Below are 18,613 nucleotides of genomic sequence, written 5' to 3' on the forward strand. Positions count from 1 at the left end.
AAATCTACCTTATTTTTTCAAACCACTTTTTTTTCCACAACGCGATATTTTCTTCGCGTATTTTTTTATTTGCATTGTAAGGGAAATCAACACTGGTTTTTGTTAAATTTTCAAGAGCTTGTACTGCTTTTTTGCGAACATATGTTTCTGAGTCTTCGAGCATCGGCCATAATTTTTGGATACTACGAGTATTGTGTAGGGTGTTTAGAGTTACAATTGCTTCTCCACGAACCATTGAGTTTGAGTCGATTAAAAATTCGTGTATGTATGGAAAAATATCTTCTTGGGGAAAAAATCCCAATAAACGAACAGTTTCTAAACGTACGAATTTATTTTGATCGTTGATCAGTTTCGTCAGATGTGGTTTTATCTCTAAAAAATCGTATTTTCGTAGTTTATAAATGGCTGCTAGACGCACATAGTCGTCTATGTTGTAGAGAGAGGTAAATATATTTTCTTTTTGTTCAATTAACCCCGCTCCAAGTTCTCGTGTGTCGCGATCTTCTGATGTTAACATCTTTTTTACTTCGCGTGTTCGTCTATTTTGAGAAGCAAAAATAACATTTTGTCGTTCAAATGAAGGCAACGATTTCTCTAACTCACCTTGTTCTACAAAATTTCCCATTGCCATTAAATGTAGTGGATAGAATGCCAAAAAACGCACGCGATCTACAAGTGTTTGTGAAGCAATTTTTTGTTTTAACAGACCACCTTTCAGTACATCGTGGTGGTCTGGAGTAATTCTGCGCGAAATTTGTCCTTGTTGCTCAATTTGTCCAGGTATGAGCGTATGCTCAATACAGGAAGGCAGTAGTAACAACAATAAAATTATTTGGGTCGAAAACTTGTTTTTATTTTTTCGGCAAACTGTGGGTTCGCTTTCCATATCTGATCTGGTCCGTTTACAACAACAACATATCCTGTAAAATTATGCTTGATGGCGATAATCCACATTCGATCTGTACTTTCTTTTCCTCCCGAAAACTCTACCATTTTAGCAGGAATCCCCTGAATTTCAATCTCTTCTTCTTCACTAGCAACCATTGTAGGATCTTTCACTATTTCTTGGCGAAATAGTAATAATATTAGAGATAAATCCATACTTTGGATTTCGCGACTGCGGTGTGCAAAGACGAACAAACCAATTTTTTCACCTTCATGGGCAACAGAACTCGATGCAAAAAAGACATCGAATATATTGTCTGACTTCCAGCTTTTCGGAACTTTCAAATTAAAAAACGGCTCATCTATATTTCTGTATTCCGCAGACATAGCAAGGGAGCTGTCTTTTGTTTGAAGTGGGAGAAGTTTGAATTCGCTTAGTAGTTGTGAGGCGGTACTATTCGAACCTTCAAAAAAAGTTTCTTCTCCACTAAGAGTTAAGAGATACATAATTCTTTTGTATTTGAAGATAATCCACCAACTACGACGTAATGCCTGTCCACTACTTTCGAAAAGTACCCGTGTAACATTTTGGCCTGCAATGTTGATCTGGTCTTCACCCACTTTTTCCATATTACGGCCTATTCCTCCTTGTTGTTGGAATAGAACCATTACAGTTTGTGGATCAAGAAACCCAAAGCCACTAAGTGCTAGTGCCTTAATTTCAGAACCTTGGTCAAGTTGTGGTTTCCCTGGAAGAGAGGTAGCTAAAAACCCCATATCTTTATTTTTGACATACCAATTACTAGGTACAGGCATGGAAAAACGACTTGTGCGCACAGTTAAAAACTTGGAATAGATTACTTTTAATTTGACCTCTTCGGTTAAGTTTTCTTTTTTGTGACGCACAGTAATAACATCAGCAACTTCACCTTGTCCCGAATCAACGGACGGTGCTTTGTAAATATTACCTGTGAACGAACCTTTTTGTGCTTTGAATTCAAAGTTTTCAATTTCAGAATCAATTACTTTCTTACTTTGTAGTAAGTTGGCTGTTATTGGCATCGTCGAGAAATTTTCTAATTGACGCTTCGGGACTTTAACTTGTAGTTTTAACGATTCTTTAACTACGATTTTTTTTGTGACTTTTTGTCCGGAAGCGTTGTGACTAACTGTAATTTCTGTAGTGCCTATTTTGGCCGCCATGTATTTGTTTTGTTCAAAACGTCCTAATGTACAGCGAAAGGAAAGTGCACTGTTGGGAATATCTTCTCTATTTTGCGCTTTTTTGAAAAAGGCTTTTACCACAAATTGGCCACCTTTTTCAATAGACTCCGGAACTTTTTCTAGTGTCAATACTGGTTTGGCGCGGATTGCCACTTTCACTTTCTTTTCGATGTTTAGAGCCGGATAACTGATGGTGATTGTGTCGTCAACCTCTTGGTCTGGGCAACGATATTTCGATCGTGTAAAAAGACCATGTTCTGCGGAATAAACGAAAGTGGATAATGGGTAATCTTTTGCCGTGTCACCAACGTAAATTTTGGGCTGAAATTCTACGACATCGTTGCACGACAGAGTTTCATTAACATCTACGTTGAGTTTCGGGGTATCGACAATTTGTACATTAATTGCCTTCCCGATTTTACTAGGGGTATGTGTTATTGTTATGGTATCTAATCCTATTTGCAGTGGGGCTGTGTATATACCATTTGCGATTTTGCCGTATGTTGCTGAGTAGGTGAAATCACTTGCGGAAGCGTTATACTCTTTGTTTTCATTCAATAACAATACTTTTAAATCTGCTTTTTGCCCCGCATACAACTGCGTTTTTTCATACTCCACATTTATAGTTGGTTGTGAGTCGTTGATTTCTTCCGTTTTTATAATTTCGTTCATTTGCTCTTCTTCGTTACTCTGCGCAATTTTTTTCGCTGCAGGGACGTTGTCTTGAGTGCTATTGTTGGTATTTTGTGTTGTGCTCTGGCAGCCTATCATGAAGAAAAGCATTGTGAATACTACAATTTGTGTATATGTCTTCATCGCAAATCACCTTAAATTAACGGTTCAAATTTTTGATATGCCAATTCCAAGTGAGAAATATTTTTTTGCTTACTTTCCCCTATAAGCTCCTCGATAACTTTTTTCATTATCTTGTCTATTTTTTTCTGGGTTTTCTTTAAGCCGCTATTTTTTTATCCATGAACAGCGAAACCCCATGCATCGCACCTCCGAAGTTTGAAATCCAATCTGGAATGTAAATGATTTCTTTTTTCATTAGTAAATTCGCCAATGCAATTTCGTCTTCGTAGACAGGTTCTGACATAATGTTATTTGCACCACCAGCAATGATGTGGTAATCAAAATGCGACATTGTATCACGATCAATAACACCACTAAACGCACAAGGAGCAAAAACGTGTCCCATTTGCATTGGAATCGAATGAAACTCTTCTACAACTACAGATTGTGGGCGACTACAACGGCTCATAAAATTTTCGACCTTACGCTCATCGATATCTGCCACTATTAATTCGGCCCCTTCGTCCAAAAGTTGCAAAGCCAAGCTAGATCCGATACTTCCCAACCCTTGCACTGCAATTGTTTTTCCTTGAATTTGGCTATTTTCGGGATAGCGACACTGAAGAGCTACTTTTATGGCAGTATACACGCTATATGTGGCAGCTAAACTAATGGTATTTTTTGAATTACTTTCTTCAGAAACGCAGTTTGATGTGTAGGATTTTAGTAATGAGACGTCCTTTCCTGAAAATCCACCCTCTACCGCGACAAAGATTTCAAAACGTTCTATTATATAAGATACAAAACCGAAAAATTCATCAACGACATCTCCTTTAGGAGCAGGGCCGTGAACGGCCAGTGAAATACCTGAGCATGGTAGACCTGCCACGGCACAGCGGAAACTCATTCCTCGTGCCAAACACAATGCATCGGAAATAATCTGCCACTCACTTTGTACTTCGAGCGCTCTTCTCAGTCCACCCACCACGTATTCTTTGTTCGTATTGTGGCAGGCTAGTATACAACGAATGTTATTTTTAGGGTCGTAGATAAATATCAGTTTTTTGTGTCTGTTGTTTTTCATTAAGTCAACAACATCTCTTAAATATTCTTGTAAAGAATATTTTTCAATGAGTTCTGTAAACTGTTTGTCACTGGCTTTCTTTACTTTTTTTAACAGACCTTTGCTATCTTGCCCCTTCCAAACTACTGTTTTTGACCACTCTTTATTTAAGGTATACTCGACGTTTTGTTGCTCTATATTGTTAAATATCGTCAATGTGGTGTATTCTTCGTTTTCAAGCATAGTAAAAAAACTTAAATTTTTTTTATGCATACTGAGAATCTTTCAATAAATGGACGACTGATACGCCTATTTTCCTTGTAATAACGTTTTTTGCACTCTATTTGAAGATGCTTTTCTTATTATTCCATTTTTTTGAAATTGTAGCAACTATATTTTGCACCACCCACAAATTAGAGCCTTTTTTAAGATTGCAGCTTTTCTTTCATAAAATTAATAATGTCAAGAGATTCGTATTGCCAAGTCCCATCGGGATGCTTTAGGCATGGAACAGTTCCTTTTCCCCCTCCATTTATCAATTCTTTCTTGTTTGCCGCATTTCCGGTATCTTTCATGGCAACGGTAACATCTAATTCCTTAAATGCATTGAGTACTCTAACGCAAAATGGGCAATAAGGAGAATAATACAAAGTGTAATCTTTTAGTTCGGTCATGTTGTTCTCCATTTGTAATAAAACTCAAAGGGTTCTAATTAGCACGTGTCATCAATTAAATAAACTTTAATTGACGACACGCCCTAGCTATCAGCTAGAAATTAGAGCTATTATATGTTATGATGTCATTCTCGCAACAGAATATTATTTTGAATGATGAAGTTATGTTACTTGGATTCGTGTTTTTTTACTCCAGAAGGGAGATACGAGGTTTACTTAGACATTAAATTTTTGTAAGTGTCCTAGCTCAGTTTGCAATTAAATTTGGAAAAATACTCCTAGCCACTCTGAAACTCTAAAACTGAATAGTCCTCGTTTACGAAACAATGAAGAAATTAAAAAGTCTAAATCCAATTGCAAAAGTTGTATTGTTTGCCGTGCTTTTTGCTGTGAGCATATATTTTTTACAGCCCGTCGAAGCTGTACAGCCAGATGAGGCAAAAGCCAAATACGACCTCAGTTATATTGGATATTTCTCCTTATTTATTAGCTTGTTTGTTCTTTTTGAAAGCTTTGAGTTTTCCCTATTTGTCAAAATTCTAATCGCGCTTGTTTTAGGGGTGTTCTCTGCGTTGAGTGGCCTTTTTGACAATACGTTGTTGTTTGCCATCAAGCCTGTGGGAAGCAAGATTTTTATGAACTGTTTGACAATGGCTCTTGTTCCTCTGGTTTTCTCTTCTATTCTTACCGGAGTTACGAGTTTAGGGGATGTGAAAAAACTCAGTAGTATTGGTATGCGCACCATTGTCTACTATATTTGCACTACGGCAATTGCGATTGCTATTGGTTTATTCTTTGCAAATCTCATGCAACCAGGCAACTTATCAAAAGAAACAAGACAACAATTTGAAAAGCAATTGGCAGATACCGCTTCTAATAAAGTAAAAGCGGCAGAAGAGAATAAACAAACGCTTTTTGAAGGTTTGCAGGCGATATTTCCCAAAAATATTCTTACCTCAGTGAGCAACGCCAAGCCCGATATGTTACAGGTGATCTTTTTTGCTCTTATATGTGGAATTGCCTTATTGCAAATAGAAGAAAAACATTCTCAACCGATAATTGTCTTTTTTACTGGTATTACAGAGATGACCGTGCGGATTATCATGATGGTGATGCGTATAGCTCCTTACGGTATTTTTGCTCTAATTTCTGCTCAAATTGCCGGTACGCAAAATACCGAAATGTTAACGGCTCTCGTACCTTTTTCCATATGTGTATTGTTAGGCTTAGTGACACACTTGCTTGTCTTGAATGTGACATCCTTGGTATTTTTATCGAAATATAGTCCGATCAAATTTTTCAAGAATGTAAAAGAGGTGATGATTACCGCTTTTTCTACTGCATCAAGTGCGGCGACAATGCCTCTGACCCTAGAGGTTGCGGAAAATAAACTAGGGGTAAAAAACGAAGTTGCTGGATTTGTTATTCCCCTAGGGGCGACAATCAATATGGACGGAACAGCTCTATTCCAAGGAATTTCGGTTATATTTTTAGCTAATGTGTATGGTATTGATTTGACCATGGCCGATCAGCTAACCGTTGTTATGATGGCCGTTATGGCATCGATTGGAACAGCGGCTGTACCTGGAGTAGGTATTGTTATTTTGACAATGATTCTCGTTGCTGTAAAAATTCCTCCTCAAGGAATCTTATTCATTCTTCCGGTGAATAACTTGCTGGATATGTTTCGTACTTCGGTGAACGTTGTGGGAGATATGGCATGTTCAGTATACATTAATTCCGTAACGCCAGATGATACAGAGAAGGAAGCGGCGTAAACAGAATCGGAAGTAAGATAAGAATGTTGCAACATTTAAGACCGTATTACCTAATAGTCAGGTACTTTGAATTAGTCGAACATATGCCTTTGTTCGGCTAATTTTTTTTTTGAGTAGAATATTGGTTGTAATAAATTTATAATATAAAAAATAATTCTAAAATTGCTTTTAGTTCTTAAATCAATTATTTTTATTAAGTATATGTATATGAAACAAATTCTTATTTCGCGACATGGAAACTCGTCTGTCCTCGAAACTATTGAAAAACCCCTTCCCAAAATAGAAGACAACGAGGTTCAGATAGATGTAAAAGCGATAGGAATTAATTTTTCTGATATTCTAATTCGCAAAGGCTTATACCCTAATACGCCTGAATTACCCTGTGTTGTTGGTTATGAAGTGTCAGGAGTTGTCGAACATGTAGGTCGCAATGTTGACAAAAAGTGGGTAGGCCAAAGTGTTATTGCTTTGACTCCTTTATCAGGCTATGCCACAAAAGTAGTTGTTGCACAACAATACGTTTTTCCCAAGCCAGAATGCTTAACTTTTCAAGAAGCAGCTTCGATCCCTGTGGTCTATTTGACTGCGTATCAATTGCTTGTTGTTATGGGAGGTTTACGCAAAGACGAATCTATTTTAATTCACAATGTGGGTGGCGGAGTGGGTTTAGCGGCTCTCAATATCGCACTTCATATTGGTGCAAAAACATATGGAACCTCAAGTCCTGAAAAGCATACGTTTCTAAAAAAATATGGTTTACACCATGCGATTGACTACCGCAATTTTGATTGGTTACAAATTTTGAACGAAAAAACACACGGGAAAGGTGTGGAATTGGTCATTGATCCTATTGGCGGAAATCATTGGAAAAAAAGTTACCGTGCATTGTGTAGCACAGGTAGACTCGGAATGTTTGGAATTTCAACAGTTCACGGAACAAGTAGAATAAAGCGCAATTTACAAGCAATAAAGTCTATTGTACGTTTGCCTAAATTTGGTCCGTTGTCTTTGATGAACAGCAATAAAGGGGTTTTTGGTGTTAATATAAGTATCTTGTGGAATGAAATAGAAAAAATATCAACTTGGATGAACACGCTGCTCGAAGGCATTCATGAAGGGTGGCTTAAACCTCATGTCGATTGTACATTTTCTTTTTCGAAAGTAGCCGAAGCACACGACTATATCGAAAATAGAAAAAATATAGGAAAAGTTGTTTTAACTATTTAAACACGGTTTTATATGAATTTGCGATACAAAGTATTTTTAATTGTTATATCGGGAGTCATTGTTGTTACGTATAGTGTCAGCATGGCTTGTAAGAGCATATTTATGAAACGCTTTTTGGCTTTAGAAGAAAAGCGTGTATGTCTTGATACTCAAAGAACAAATAAAGTTGTAACAAATTACCTGAGTAATTTAGATGATAAGGCATTACTTTGGAGTTCTTGGGATGATACGTATCAATTTGTGCAGGGAAATAACCCCAATTATATCAAAATCAATCTCACATATGAGACCGTTTATAACCTTCTTGATTTTGTCATTTACTGTAACCGAGATAATAAAGTTGTTCTAAATTTTCAAACAAGTCACTGTTCAAAATCACTAGAAGAAATACCCAAAGATAAATTACAACGTATATTAAAGTTCAAGCAGCTATTACAACATCAAAATACCAAAAGCAGCCTTCGTGGTTTCATCGATTTAGATACGCCAACTATGGTTATTTCGCGTCCTATTACACAAAATGATCAAAAGGAACCCATCGGTGGAACATTGATATGGGGTTATTATCTTACCCCGGAACGCTGCAAAAAACTCATCGATCAATCTTTACAATTGCAGGTAAATGTCAAAACAACAAAATGTGAACATCCTTGTTGCACAACTGATGAACACACATTACATACTTGTTTAAGATATTTGGATATAAATGACAACTATCTCTTTTCTTTATCCATCACCCACAAACGCGAGATATACCTACAAGGTTTAGAGGCATTTAAGCTATTTACTTTGATTCTATTTTTGATGGGTTTTATCGTTACCTTGTTGTTTTTATTTTTCTTAGAGAGATCTATATTAGCGCGATTTGAAAAAGCAACACAGCAAATTAAAAATATTGCGGAAAGCAAAGAGTACCAACCGTTGCGTATTGAAGGGCAAGATGAGTTTGCGGCGTTGACATCTTCAATAAATAAGATGTTGGAATCTTTGCAAGAAAAACAAGGGGCTGTGGAAGAGGCTCTTTCTGTTGCGACACAAGAAATCTGTAAAAGACAGTTAACAGAGATTAGACTGCAAAAAGCAAAACAGTATGCTGAAGAAGTGAATGCAAGCAAGGATGTATTTTTAGCAAATGTAAGTCATGAGATTCGTACACCTATGAACGGTATCGTTGGTTTAGCGGCTTTATTGGAACAAGAAAATCTTACCGTGCAACAAAAACAGTGGACAAAAACAATTCGCGAGAGCAGTAACATTCTATTACACATTATGAATGATATCCTAGATTTTTCTAAAATAGAATCAGGGAAGCTCGAATTAGAAAAAGAGGACTTTGACCTTCGAGAATGTTTAGAAGATGTGGTAAATTTATTTTCTGCGAAGGTAAATGAAAGCAATTTTGATTTAATCTGCGAAGTCGACTGTTGTACACCTCAATATGTTGTGGGAGATGCAAAACGCATTCGACAAATACTAATTAATTTGGTGAGCAATGCTATTAAATTTACCAATGAAGGCCATATCGCTATTCGCGTAACGCATCGTGTGGAGTCCGAGAGTATTATTTTAGATGTTATTGTAGAAGATTCAGGTATTGGTATTCCTCAAGATCGAGTAGGTAGTGTTTTTGAGGCTTTTAGCCAAGTGGATAATTCCACTTCGCGAATTTATGGGGGAACAGGTTTAGGGCTTAACATCTGCAAAAAGTTAGTTGAAATGATGGAGGGGACTATTTTTTGCGAAAGCCATGTCAACCGAGGCACCAAATTTTCTTTTGCTATTAAAGTTCAGAAATCATCCAAAGTAAACGATCTGAAATATCTTGAAAAAGATATCGATTATCTCGTGGGCAAACATATGGGAATTTCAACGCCGAGTTCGATGGTGTTTTCATTCTTAAACAAGCAGTGTCAGTTGTGGGGGGTAAAGGCTTCTCGTTTAGAGGGAAACGCGGTCCATAACTATGATGTCATTTTTTGTGACAACAAAATAATGGAAGGTGCTCTACCTCGCACTCCTGTACTTCTGGCCACCACGCAGTCCACATCCGATATTTCCCCCGAAATTACTGTTTTGCATAAACCAATTAAAGCTTCCAGCTTATTTCACGCACTCATGGATGTTTTCAGCCTGACCGAAAAGGAAAGTGTCTATACATCAAACCAAGTAGCTTTGGGAAAATTTTCTATCGAGTATCCGTTAGATATAATGTTGGTGGAAGATGATCGAATCAATCAAAAAGTGGCGGGCTTTTTATTTAAGGAGCTTGGATACAATATAGATATTGCTTGCAATGGCTTAGAAGCGGTAAATATCTTAAAAGAAAAAAAATACGATATTGTATTTATGGATATGCAAATGCCAGTAATGAATGGCTTAGAGGCCACGAAAATTATTACGGCAACACAGTCTGAAAATCCGATTATTATTGCCATGACGGCAAATGCGAGGCAAAAAGATCGCGAAGAATGCTTTAGTGTGGGAATGAACGATTATATCAGTAAGCCCATTACAATGGCAAAATTGCAGTGCCTTCTTAAAAAGTGGGGAGAGGCACTTCTCAAGCAAAAAACTAGTTGAAACAGAAATACACAAAATTCGCATGTATTGCGATGAAATTTTTGCAAAATTTCGTTCCTTTTTACGAAAAATTTCGCATAATTAAGTGCAGCGGCCAAATCTAATAGTGGTAAAATACATTGAGAGGCCCTATAATAATATAATATAATTACAAATCACTAAGATTTCAGGGTGTACAATAGGATATTTACATGAGAAAAGATTGTACATCTTGATGTTTTGTATAGTTAGAGGAGAATACTTAACAATGAAGCGCATTTTATCTTTAGTGTTTTTCTTTATGATAGCCTCTTTGCACGCGGATGACGCAGCAAAATGGGAAGGCTACGTAAAAAAGTACACGGGTATTATAGCAAAATACCAAAAAAACTTGGGGGTTGCGAAGTCGAGACTTAACGTGTCGAAGAAAAAGTTAGCCGCACAACCAAGTTCTGCAAAATGGCAAAAATATGTAAAAAAATATACAAGTCTAGTTGCCAAATACGAAAAAACTCTCAAAAAAGCAGAGGCTAGACTAAAAACTGCAAAGGCAAAACTTGCGGAAGCTCAGGCTAGTTCAGGCGGAGACGAAGGAGCGGGTCCTGCAGGTCCACCAGTAAATACAAATTTGACCCAAGAAGAATATGCAATGCTAAAAGAAATTCAGGGGCAAAAGTCGTTGGAAATGGACCACACCAAAGTTCTTACCGTGAATAAGTGTAAAGATTGTCATGGTGGAGCGATTAAAGTGTGGAAGAAAACTCCACACTCCACAACTTTTGATCAACTTCATAAACGCAAAAGAGCAAAGCAAATTATGAAGAGCATGGGCATGAAAGGTAGCATGAAGCGTAATGACTTATGCCATCGATGCCACTATACTCGTGATGAAGTGCGCGGAAAACCGAAAGTCGTTTCCGGTGTATCATGTGAATCATGCCATGGTGTTTCTGCAGATTGGGTTGAATTCCACAATGATAAAACCAGACCACGACAAGAAAGAATTTCCAAGGCAATGAAATTGGGAATGAACAATACCGATGATGTATACTTAATCGCACAAAATTGCTATCGTTGCCACAGTATCCCCAATGAAAACTTAGTGAACGTTGGTGGACACAAAGCGGGAAGTGATTCTTTTGAAATTGTTCGTTGGTCGCAAGGTATGATTCGCCACAACTACATTCGTGGAGATAACGTCAAAAATGCGAAAAACTCTCAGGAACGTTTACGCGTTATGTTTGTTGTTGGTGCAATGCTTGATCTTGAATATGCATTGAGAGGTATTGGAATTGCGACAAAAAAAGGACGCTATTTCAGTTCAATGATGAAGCGTGCAGATACTGCGTTTAAACGTTTAAATGCCGTAGATAAAAAGTCAGGTGGTATTGCGGAAATCAAAGAATTGTTAAAACTATTTAAAGGTTTGAATTTTAACAATAAAAAAGATATCGCTCAGGCCGCTGATTTTATCACCATTAAGGCACGAAAGTTTACTAAGAATCACGATGGAACTCAGCTTGCATCGTTAGATAAAGTATTGCCTGCCGAAAGTAGCTATGTATGGAAGGCAACAAAACGTAAATAAATAAAAGCAATGTTCGTACAGATTTTTTCAATCTGTACGAACCTACAGTTGAGATTATAAGTTGTGACAAAAAACCTTCTGGCAGGAAAATATGAAATCGTCCGCGAACTCGGACGTGGTGGAATGGGAACCGTTTACCTGGCTTATGATCTCCAGATAAAACGCAAAGTTGCCGTGAAATTAATTCACGACACCACACCGATGGCCATGAAAAGATTTGCTCGGGAAGCACGAGCAATCGCACAACTAAAGCACCCGAACATTGTACGTGTTTATGAGTACGTGAAGTATAAAAATACCACATGTATGATTATGCAGTACATTGAAGGGATGACCCTTGATAAATATTTACAAGCCCACTCCTTAACGCTACGCGAAAAAATTGAACTGTTCCTCAAGATTGTCCACGCTGTTGATTACGCTCATGAGCGGTCGATCATTCATCGCGATTTAAAACCACGTAATATTCTTATCGATCAACAACAAACACCTTACTTGTTAGACTTTGGACTAGCAAAAGTGATTGACGGTATTGATCGTTCCATTACACAAACGGGCCAAATCGTTGGAACTCCGCGATACATGTCTCCTGAACAAGCGAGAGGAGATGTCAGTACACTGTCAAGACCTTCTGATATTTATTCTCTCGGAGCCATTTTTTACGAAATTATTACGCAGCAACCTGTTGTTTCTAAGAGCTCTACGATTCAAATATTACTTGAAATTATTGAACATCCCATCATCATGCCGCGAAAAGTAGATAAAAACATACCTATTGTTTTAGAAAATATTTGCTTAAAAGCGTTGCAAAAGCAAGCGAAGTATCGCTATAAAACAGCTAAACTCTTTGCCGATGACTTACATAGATACCTTGAGAATAAAACGGTAACCACATATTCCTTATATCGTAAATATATTCCCCGTACGCTTATTGCCTTGGTTCTACTGTGCAGTTTTCTCTTGTATATTTTTAAAATACAAAAGCCTCTGTTGCCCAAGGTTACCATTCACATTAACGAATTACAAGAGGCACAAAACTGGTTAAAAAGAGGTCATTATCAACAAGCGCAAAAGTCTTTCCGTAAAGCTTACGAAAACAAGCTTTTGTCACAACAAGATTTTCTCATGTATATGACGACCATCTCTTCCTTTATTGGGAACCGAGACGACTTTATTTCATATTACGAAAATCTAAATATACCTTTGAGAGAATCACTTTCTATGCAGTTGGCAAATGCACGGATGTTATATAAAGAGAGAGATTTTGAGCAAGCGCATACCATTTTTTCTTCTCTTTGGAAAGAAGGGAACGCACAACAAAAATCTTGCGCAGGTTATTATTTAGCACGTATTCTGCTTTTGCAGCGCAAATATGGCAAGGCTCTAGATTTTTTTAAAGCAATAAAAGCAATGAATGCTGTGTTTGTGGAGCAGGAGCACACTGATTTCTTTATGGGGAAGTGTTGTTTTCTTTTAAAGAAACTGTCTAAGGCACGGTCATATTTTCAGCAAGAAATTAAAAAAGATCCTTACTTTGTAAAAAGTTATTTCTATTTAGGGAAGATTAAACTAGCTTTTAAAGACTACAGTGGTGCGCAAGAATCACTTGAGCAGTGTATACGGTTAGACAGCACAAATAGCTATCATTTTTCGGAGTTGGGAAAGGCATTTTTTGCCCAAAAAAAATATTTAGAGGCCAGCAAAAGCTTTGCGAAAGCAAAAGAACTAAACCACGAAAATATGGAAGCATTTGAAGGATTCACCAAAGTAGCGTATGCCGATGTTCGCTTTCTACGCGGGCGCTATGTACAAATTATGCGTGAAATAGATGAGTATCGCTACGATCCGCCTGATTTGCTACGTTCGCAATTTGTATTTTTAGCGAATCAGTACCGTCATAATTATTTACAACAGCAAAAAGTATTAGATGCAAAAGGCAACATTTTGCCGTTAATTGAGAAACTATTCTCCAAAGATCCCCATTTGGTGGAGAATGCCTATAACGCTTTGTGGGTAATGCGCTATCATCCAGACTTAGATAAAGCATTTTCTCGCGAAAGATTCCGAGCACTCAATAAAATTTATACTAAGATAACAACAGCCCGGGCGACGGAAGAACAGCATTCTGTTTATTACCAATTAACCCAATTATATTTGCAGCCGCGTACGATTGTTTACATTGCGGAAAAAAAATTAATTGCTATTTTACAGAACAGCAATGAGCAAAGTATTTTCCGATATTTGGCAGCCAAGGCACTTTTGAGTAAATCGTTGTTCTCGACGGTTGTCAATATTTATAAAAAAGGTGACAATGCTCAACGAATTATATGTTTATCCGCTTTGAAAGATATCGGTTTAGGGGTGGCTAAGTCAATGCCATTGTCGATACCACAAGATTCTTTTTTACTCCTTATTTTTGCCAAAAATTGTTTTTTGGAAAATAGTGTTCAAATTACGCGGCTTTTAAATCACGATAAAGCATTTATTTCTCTCAATATCGCAAATAAATACTTTGCAAGTAGGAGACCGGAGTGTCAAGAAATACTTCGCAAATGGATGCATCACAAAGATGTGAATATTAGAGCAAATGCGTACTATTTTTTTTGGAAACAATTTTCCCAAAAAGAAAATTTTACATTTTCTAGCGCGACTCTCCGCAAAATTTGGCAGGAGGGAATCAACGATCAAGAAGAAGTACAAAAAGCATTGTTACAGTCCGCAGCGACTTTAAAGTTTCCGTACCTAAAAACGTCTATTCGTGAGCTGTTGCAAAAGACTTCGGATATATCAATACATATTTTGGCCATAAAGGCTTTTAGCAAGTTAGAATCCCCTAGAGATTTAATTGTATATTACGCGAATAAAATGAACATTGATGTATTGAGGGCTTTTGCCGCTCAAAAACATGCTATAGATACATTTACTATTGTGACGCAGTATTTGCAAAGAGATCAAAAAAAAGGATTATTGTGGTTAGCACAAAAAGTAATACCCCTGCGCACAAATTTTTTGATAGAGCAACCCAATGAATTATTAAAAAGTTATGGTTATGCTCTTGATAGCATGATGTCTAAAAATATGATACCGTTTGTCAAGCGAGAGAAGAATTTGAATATGAAGGCTGTGCTACTCACGTTGTTAACGGTTGGTACAGGAGCTCTGAATAAAAAAATCAATATTTTGGGGACACCACAAAGGCAAGCTTCTCGTGAGGAAAAAATAGAAATTGCAAAAAAGTATTTAAGACATCCACACCAAAATGTGAAAACAGCAGCATATTATTCTTATGTTTTTATGTCGGATAGAGCCATACGCAGGAATGTTTTTTTCGAAACACGTAGAAAAAATGATGCTTCATTGAAAAGAACAGTTGCTCATGCTTTGTTTTATTTAGTGCAAAATAAAATTGATACCCAAGACGCCACAATGTTTACCAAGTATTTTTTAACTGAAATTAACGCTGAGCAGAGAGTTTGGGCGAATGTTAGTATGGCAAAAAAATATTTTCAAGATGTAAAACATCGACGTGAAATCAAAGAATTACTACAACAAATAATTACTTTAGATTCTTCTGTGGCACAGTACCACTACTATATGTTTTTGCTGTTGAGCGTGGAAAAGGATCAAAAAGCGTCTAGCTATCTAAAAAAAGCTTATGACCTTGACAAAAATAATCCTGTTTTTTTACTAGGAATGTTTCACTTGACAAAAGATGATTCTTTTTTGCAGCATATGTACAAATATGGAAAGAGTGCAACTCCAGAGATTTTGTCTTCTCTTTGTCACGAGAGTGGTAACAAAATAGTCGAGAAGATATTATTACAAAACTACTATTTTTTTGTGATAAATAGACGTTCTTCTTCATATAGAATTGCTTGGAAAAATTTACTTTCGTTTTATGGAGCAAAACAGTTTTTAAGTTATGATGCGAGGTAGTTGATTCTGTCTAATCGTGCATACAAAAATTCAATGCAAAGAATTGCAAAGTAACGACAAGATAAAAGAGATATTGCAACGATGTCAAAGGTGACTTGATTTGGTGAAGCATAAAAGCAGTAAGATAGAGCTAATAAACACAAAACTAATTTGATTAGGCATGATTTAATAGATTTCATTTTTGATCTCCGATTTGTTTAGTAAGTTATTATTTTTATTATGTTAATAATGTAACAAACTTCTTGCGTCTAATCACCCAAAACGAATAAGCCCCTAGAAATGGGGCTTTGGGCGTTTTGACTTTTCGCGATGCTTGAATGTAAAGGCTTGAATGTGTGATGATCCGCTGCGGAGCTTGTTTTTGAATGTTTTGGGGAGTTGATTTTTTTGCATTTTTGGGACATAGTACTTATTTTTTTTCCACAGCTTCGATATCTTGCCCTTTTGGGATATCTATCTTTTTTCTCTGCTCATCCTCTTTTACTTTGTTGATTAATTTTTTCCACTGTTTCGCGCTAAACTCCTCGTGTTGTCGTATTGCATCTTTCGCTAGCGTGGAAACTTGTAGATTTTTGTCGTTTTGTGCTTCGTGAAAAGCTTTGGAAACTATCTCAAAGTCCAACAAATTTGTCATGGAGCGCAGTGCACAAAGACGTCTCTTAGCATCAGGTGAAGAAACTTGGCGTATTACGTTTTTTACCACCTCAACCTCCATTCCTAACAGCATAGGAAAAGTGACATGCTCTCGTTCCATACCTCTTTTGATGTTTAATGAATAGCAATACGCAAGAGCGGCGCCATTACTTTTACGTTTGCGAAATATTTTACGTAGTATTTTTTGATTTCCCGTTTGCGACGCCTTATCATAAATTCTGACCAGTTCATCTCCAGACGATTTTGTGAGTTGTGTACAAAATGTATTGTATCTTCTCAACTCTGGGTCCATCATCTCTCGTATAGCTGGTAAACTCACGGATATCAATATCACGAAAGCAATTCCTATTGCTAATTTTTCTCTCATGTATTTTCCTTTTGTACAAAGATTACAATATTTTTCATCAAATAATTTTACATACTTTTCATTTTTTCACGAACTTTTTTTGTCGATGTTTCTCTAAGGTAATAAAGATTGTTTTCAAATACCAGGAGATTTACGATGAAAAATATAATAATATCTATTCTTACTTTTTTACTACTACTTGGATGTGATAACGCTACTTCTAAGGGGAATGCAAACAACGATACGCGAAGTATCAAAAAAAACGAAGCCACTAAAAATCCAGGTAAAGTAAAAGAAATAGTTGTAAAACGTGACGCTATACAAGAAGAATCCGAACAACGTCCTGTAAGAGCGAAGGTGAAAAAAATTGCAGGAAAGCGCAAGCTCATGCAAAATTTAGCCGCCGCTAAACCAGCACAACCACCGGTTGCGCAGCCAGCTCCTGCCGATCCTTCCATGAACAAGCAACAACCAGAACACAACACCGAAGATTACAACCACATCGTGGAAAATCCATTTATTAAGGTTAGCGATGATCCACTTTCGACTTTCTCGATTGATGTAGATACGGCTTCATATGCAAACGTAAGACGTTTTCTCAATCGCAACAGTATGCCTCCTAAAGATGCTGTACGCTTAGAAGAAATGATCAACTACTTTTCTTATGACTACCCAGCTCCTAACGATGATACGCCTTTCTCTGTCAGCACAGAGATTTCTTCTTGCCCATGGAATGCTAAAAATCGCTTGGCACGTATTGGGCTTAAAGGAAAAGAAATTTCTCGCGACGATAAAAAATTTAGCAATTTAGTTTTTCTTCTCGATGTGTCTGGATCGATGAACTATGGTAACAAACTACCACTTCTCAAAAAAGCATTGAAGATGTTAGTAGAAAACTTGGGAGAAAATGATCGCGTTGCAATTGTTGTATATGCAGGTGCTGCTGGTTTAGTGTTGCCATCGACCCCTTGTGACAACAAACAAGCGATTATTGAGTCCTTGGATAAACTTCGCGCAGGTGGTTCTACAAATGGTGGGCAAGGAATTAAGTTGGCATACGATGTTGCCATTCAAAATTACATTGAAGGTGGCATTAATCGCGTTCTTCTTGCTACCGATGGTGATTTTAATGTAGGTATCACTGATCAAGGGTCTTTGGTTCGCTTTATCCAAGAAAAAGCCAAGAGTAATGTTTTTTTAACAGTACTTGGTTTTGGAATGGGCAATTACAATGATGCTCTTCTTGAACAAATCGCGAATAAAGGAAATGGTAACTACTATTACATTGACAATGTGAAAGAAGCACGCAAAGTTCTTGTGGAACAAGTAGGGGGAACTCTTGTTACCATCGCCAAAGATGTAAAAATCCAAATTGAATTCAATCCTCTTGTGGTGGGATCATATCGCTTAATCGGCTACGAAAATCGCATACTTCGTCACCAAGATTTTAACGATGATACCAAAGATGCCGGTGAAATAGGCGCTGGGCACACGGTGACAGCACTTTATGAGATCGTACCAAAAGGTAAAGATTCTCAAGGAAACGTGGATGATTTAAAGTATCAAAGTAAACAGCCCACACAAGCGGCACAAAGTAATGAAATGATGACGGTAAAATTGCGTTACAAGCAACCGGAAGGTGATAAAAGCAAGTTACTCACTTTCCCTATTACCGATAAAGGTGCTAAACTAAAGGACGCATCTCAGGATTTTGTTTTTTCTTCTGCTGTGGCTTCTTTCGGAATGTTATTACGCGATTCAAAATACAAAGGCAATATGAATTATGATTTTGTTCTGGAATTAGCCGCAGAGAGTAAAGGAAAGGACAGTTACCGCGAAGAATTTGTAGAATTGGTGAAAAAAGCGCAAGCTTTAAATAAGTAA

The 18,613-nt window shown here is 37.1% G+C and carries 11 protein-coding genes; 6 read left to right on the forward strand and 5 right to left on the reverse strand.

Annotated features, from left to right (window positions below):
* Nucleotides 1-4: 4 nt before the first annotated feature.
* The 4 genes from UABAM_RS16315 to UABAM_RS16330 all read right to left on the reverse strand — a co-directional run bounded on the left by UABAM_RS16315 (nucleotide 5) and on the right by UABAM_RS16330 (nucleotide 4,641).
* Nucleotides 5-886 carry a HEAT repeat domain-containing protein gene (locus tag UABAM_RS16315; RefSeq protein WP_151969075.1) on the reverse strand — a complete coding sequence of 294 codons (882 nt, stop codon included), beginning with the start codon at nucleotides 884-886 and terminating at the stop codon, nucleotides 5-7.
* Nucleotides 829-2,925: a hypothetical protein gene (locus UABAM_RS16320; protein ID WP_151969076.1), complete on the reverse strand. Its 2,097-nt coding sequence runs from the start codon at nucleotides 2,923-2,925 to the stop codon at nucleotides 829-831. Before UABAM_RS16320 ends, UABAM_RS16315 begins: the two co-directional genes overlap by 58 nt.
* A 136-nt stretch (nucleotides 2,926-3,061) precedes the next feature.
* A complete protein-coding gene (locus tag UABAM_RS16325) occupies nucleotides 3,062-4,240 on the reverse strand; it encodes an NAD(P)-binding domain-containing protein (protein WP_151969077.1) in 1,179 nt (392 codons plus the stop codon).
* Between the two features lie 152 nt (nucleotides 4,241-4,392).
* Nucleotides 4,393-4,641: a glutathione S-transferase N-terminal domain-containing protein gene (locus tag UABAM_RS16330; RefSeq protein WP_173013361.1), complete on the reverse strand. Its 249-nt coding sequence runs from the start codon at nucleotides 4,639-4,641 to the stop codon at nucleotides 4,393-4,395.
* A 326-nt stretch (nucleotides 4,642-4,967) separates the two neighbouring features.
* Here UABAM_RS16330 and UABAM_RS16335 point away from each other — a divergent pair, with 326 nt between their 5' ends.
* The 5 genes from UABAM_RS16335 to UABAM_RS16355 all read left to right on the forward strand — a co-directional run bounded on the left by UABAM_RS16335 (nucleotide 4,968) and on the right by UABAM_RS16355 (nucleotide 15,729).
* Nucleotides 4,968-6,419: a dicarboxylate/amino acid:cation symporter gene (locus UABAM_RS16335; RefSeq protein ID WP_151969079.1), complete on the forward strand. Its 1,452-nt coding sequence runs from the start codon at nucleotides 4,968-4,970 to the stop codon at nucleotides 6,417-6,419.
* Between the two features lie 207 nt (nucleotides 6,420-6,626).
* A complete protein-coding gene (locus UABAM_RS16340) occupies nucleotides 6,627-7,646 on the forward strand; it encodes a zinc-binding dehydrogenase (protein WP_151969080.1) in 1,020 nt (339 codons plus the stop codon).
* A 102-nt stretch (nucleotides 7,647-7,748) separates the two neighbouring features.
* Nucleotides 7,749-10,226: an ATP-binding protein gene (locus tag UABAM_RS16345; protein WP_173013362.1), complete on the forward strand. Its 2,478-nt coding sequence runs from the start codon at nucleotides 7,749-7,751 to the stop codon at nucleotides 10,224-10,226.
* A 247-nt stretch (nucleotides 10,227-10,473) separates the two neighbouring features.
* The gene (locus UABAM_RS16350; RefSeq protein ID WP_173013363.1) at nucleotides 10,474-11,793 is read left to right on the forward strand and encodes a cytochrome c family protein; all 1,320 of its coding nucleotides are present in this window, start codon (nucleotides 10,474-10,476) and stop codon (nucleotides 11,791-11,793) included.
* Nucleotides 11,794-11,856: 63 nt separating this feature from the next.
* Nucleotides 11,857-15,729: a serine/threonine-protein kinase gene (locus UABAM_RS16355; protein ID WP_151969083.1), complete on the forward strand. Its 3,873-nt coding sequence runs from the start codon at nucleotides 11,857-11,859 to the stop codon at nucleotides 15,727-15,729.
* Nucleotides 15,730-16,138: 409 nt separating this feature from the next.
* Here the strand turns inward: UABAM_RS16355 and UABAM_RS16360 are convergent, their stop codons facing one another.
* The gene (locus tag UABAM_RS16360) at nucleotides 16,139-16,750 is read right to left on the reverse strand and encodes a hypothetical protein (protein ID WP_151969084.1); all 612 of its coding nucleotides are present in this window, start codon (nucleotides 16,748-16,750) and stop codon (nucleotides 16,139-16,141) included.
* Nucleotides 16,751-16,885: 135 nt separating this feature from the next.
* On the opposite strand from UABAM_RS16360, the gene UABAM_RS16365 reads away from it, so the two are divergent.
* The gene (locus UABAM_RS16365) at nucleotides 16,886-18,613 is read left to right on the forward strand and encodes a vWA domain-containing protein (RefSeq protein ID WP_151969085.1); all 1,728 of its coding nucleotides are present in this window, start codon (nucleotides 16,886-16,888) and stop codon (nucleotides 18,611-18,613) included.

Source organism: Candidatus Uabimicrobium amorphum (assembly GCF_009002475.1).
Taxonomy (GTDB): domain Bacteria; phylum Planctomycetota; class Uabimicrobiia; order Uabimicrobiales; family Uabimicrobiaceae; genus Uabimicrobium; species Uabimicrobium amorphum.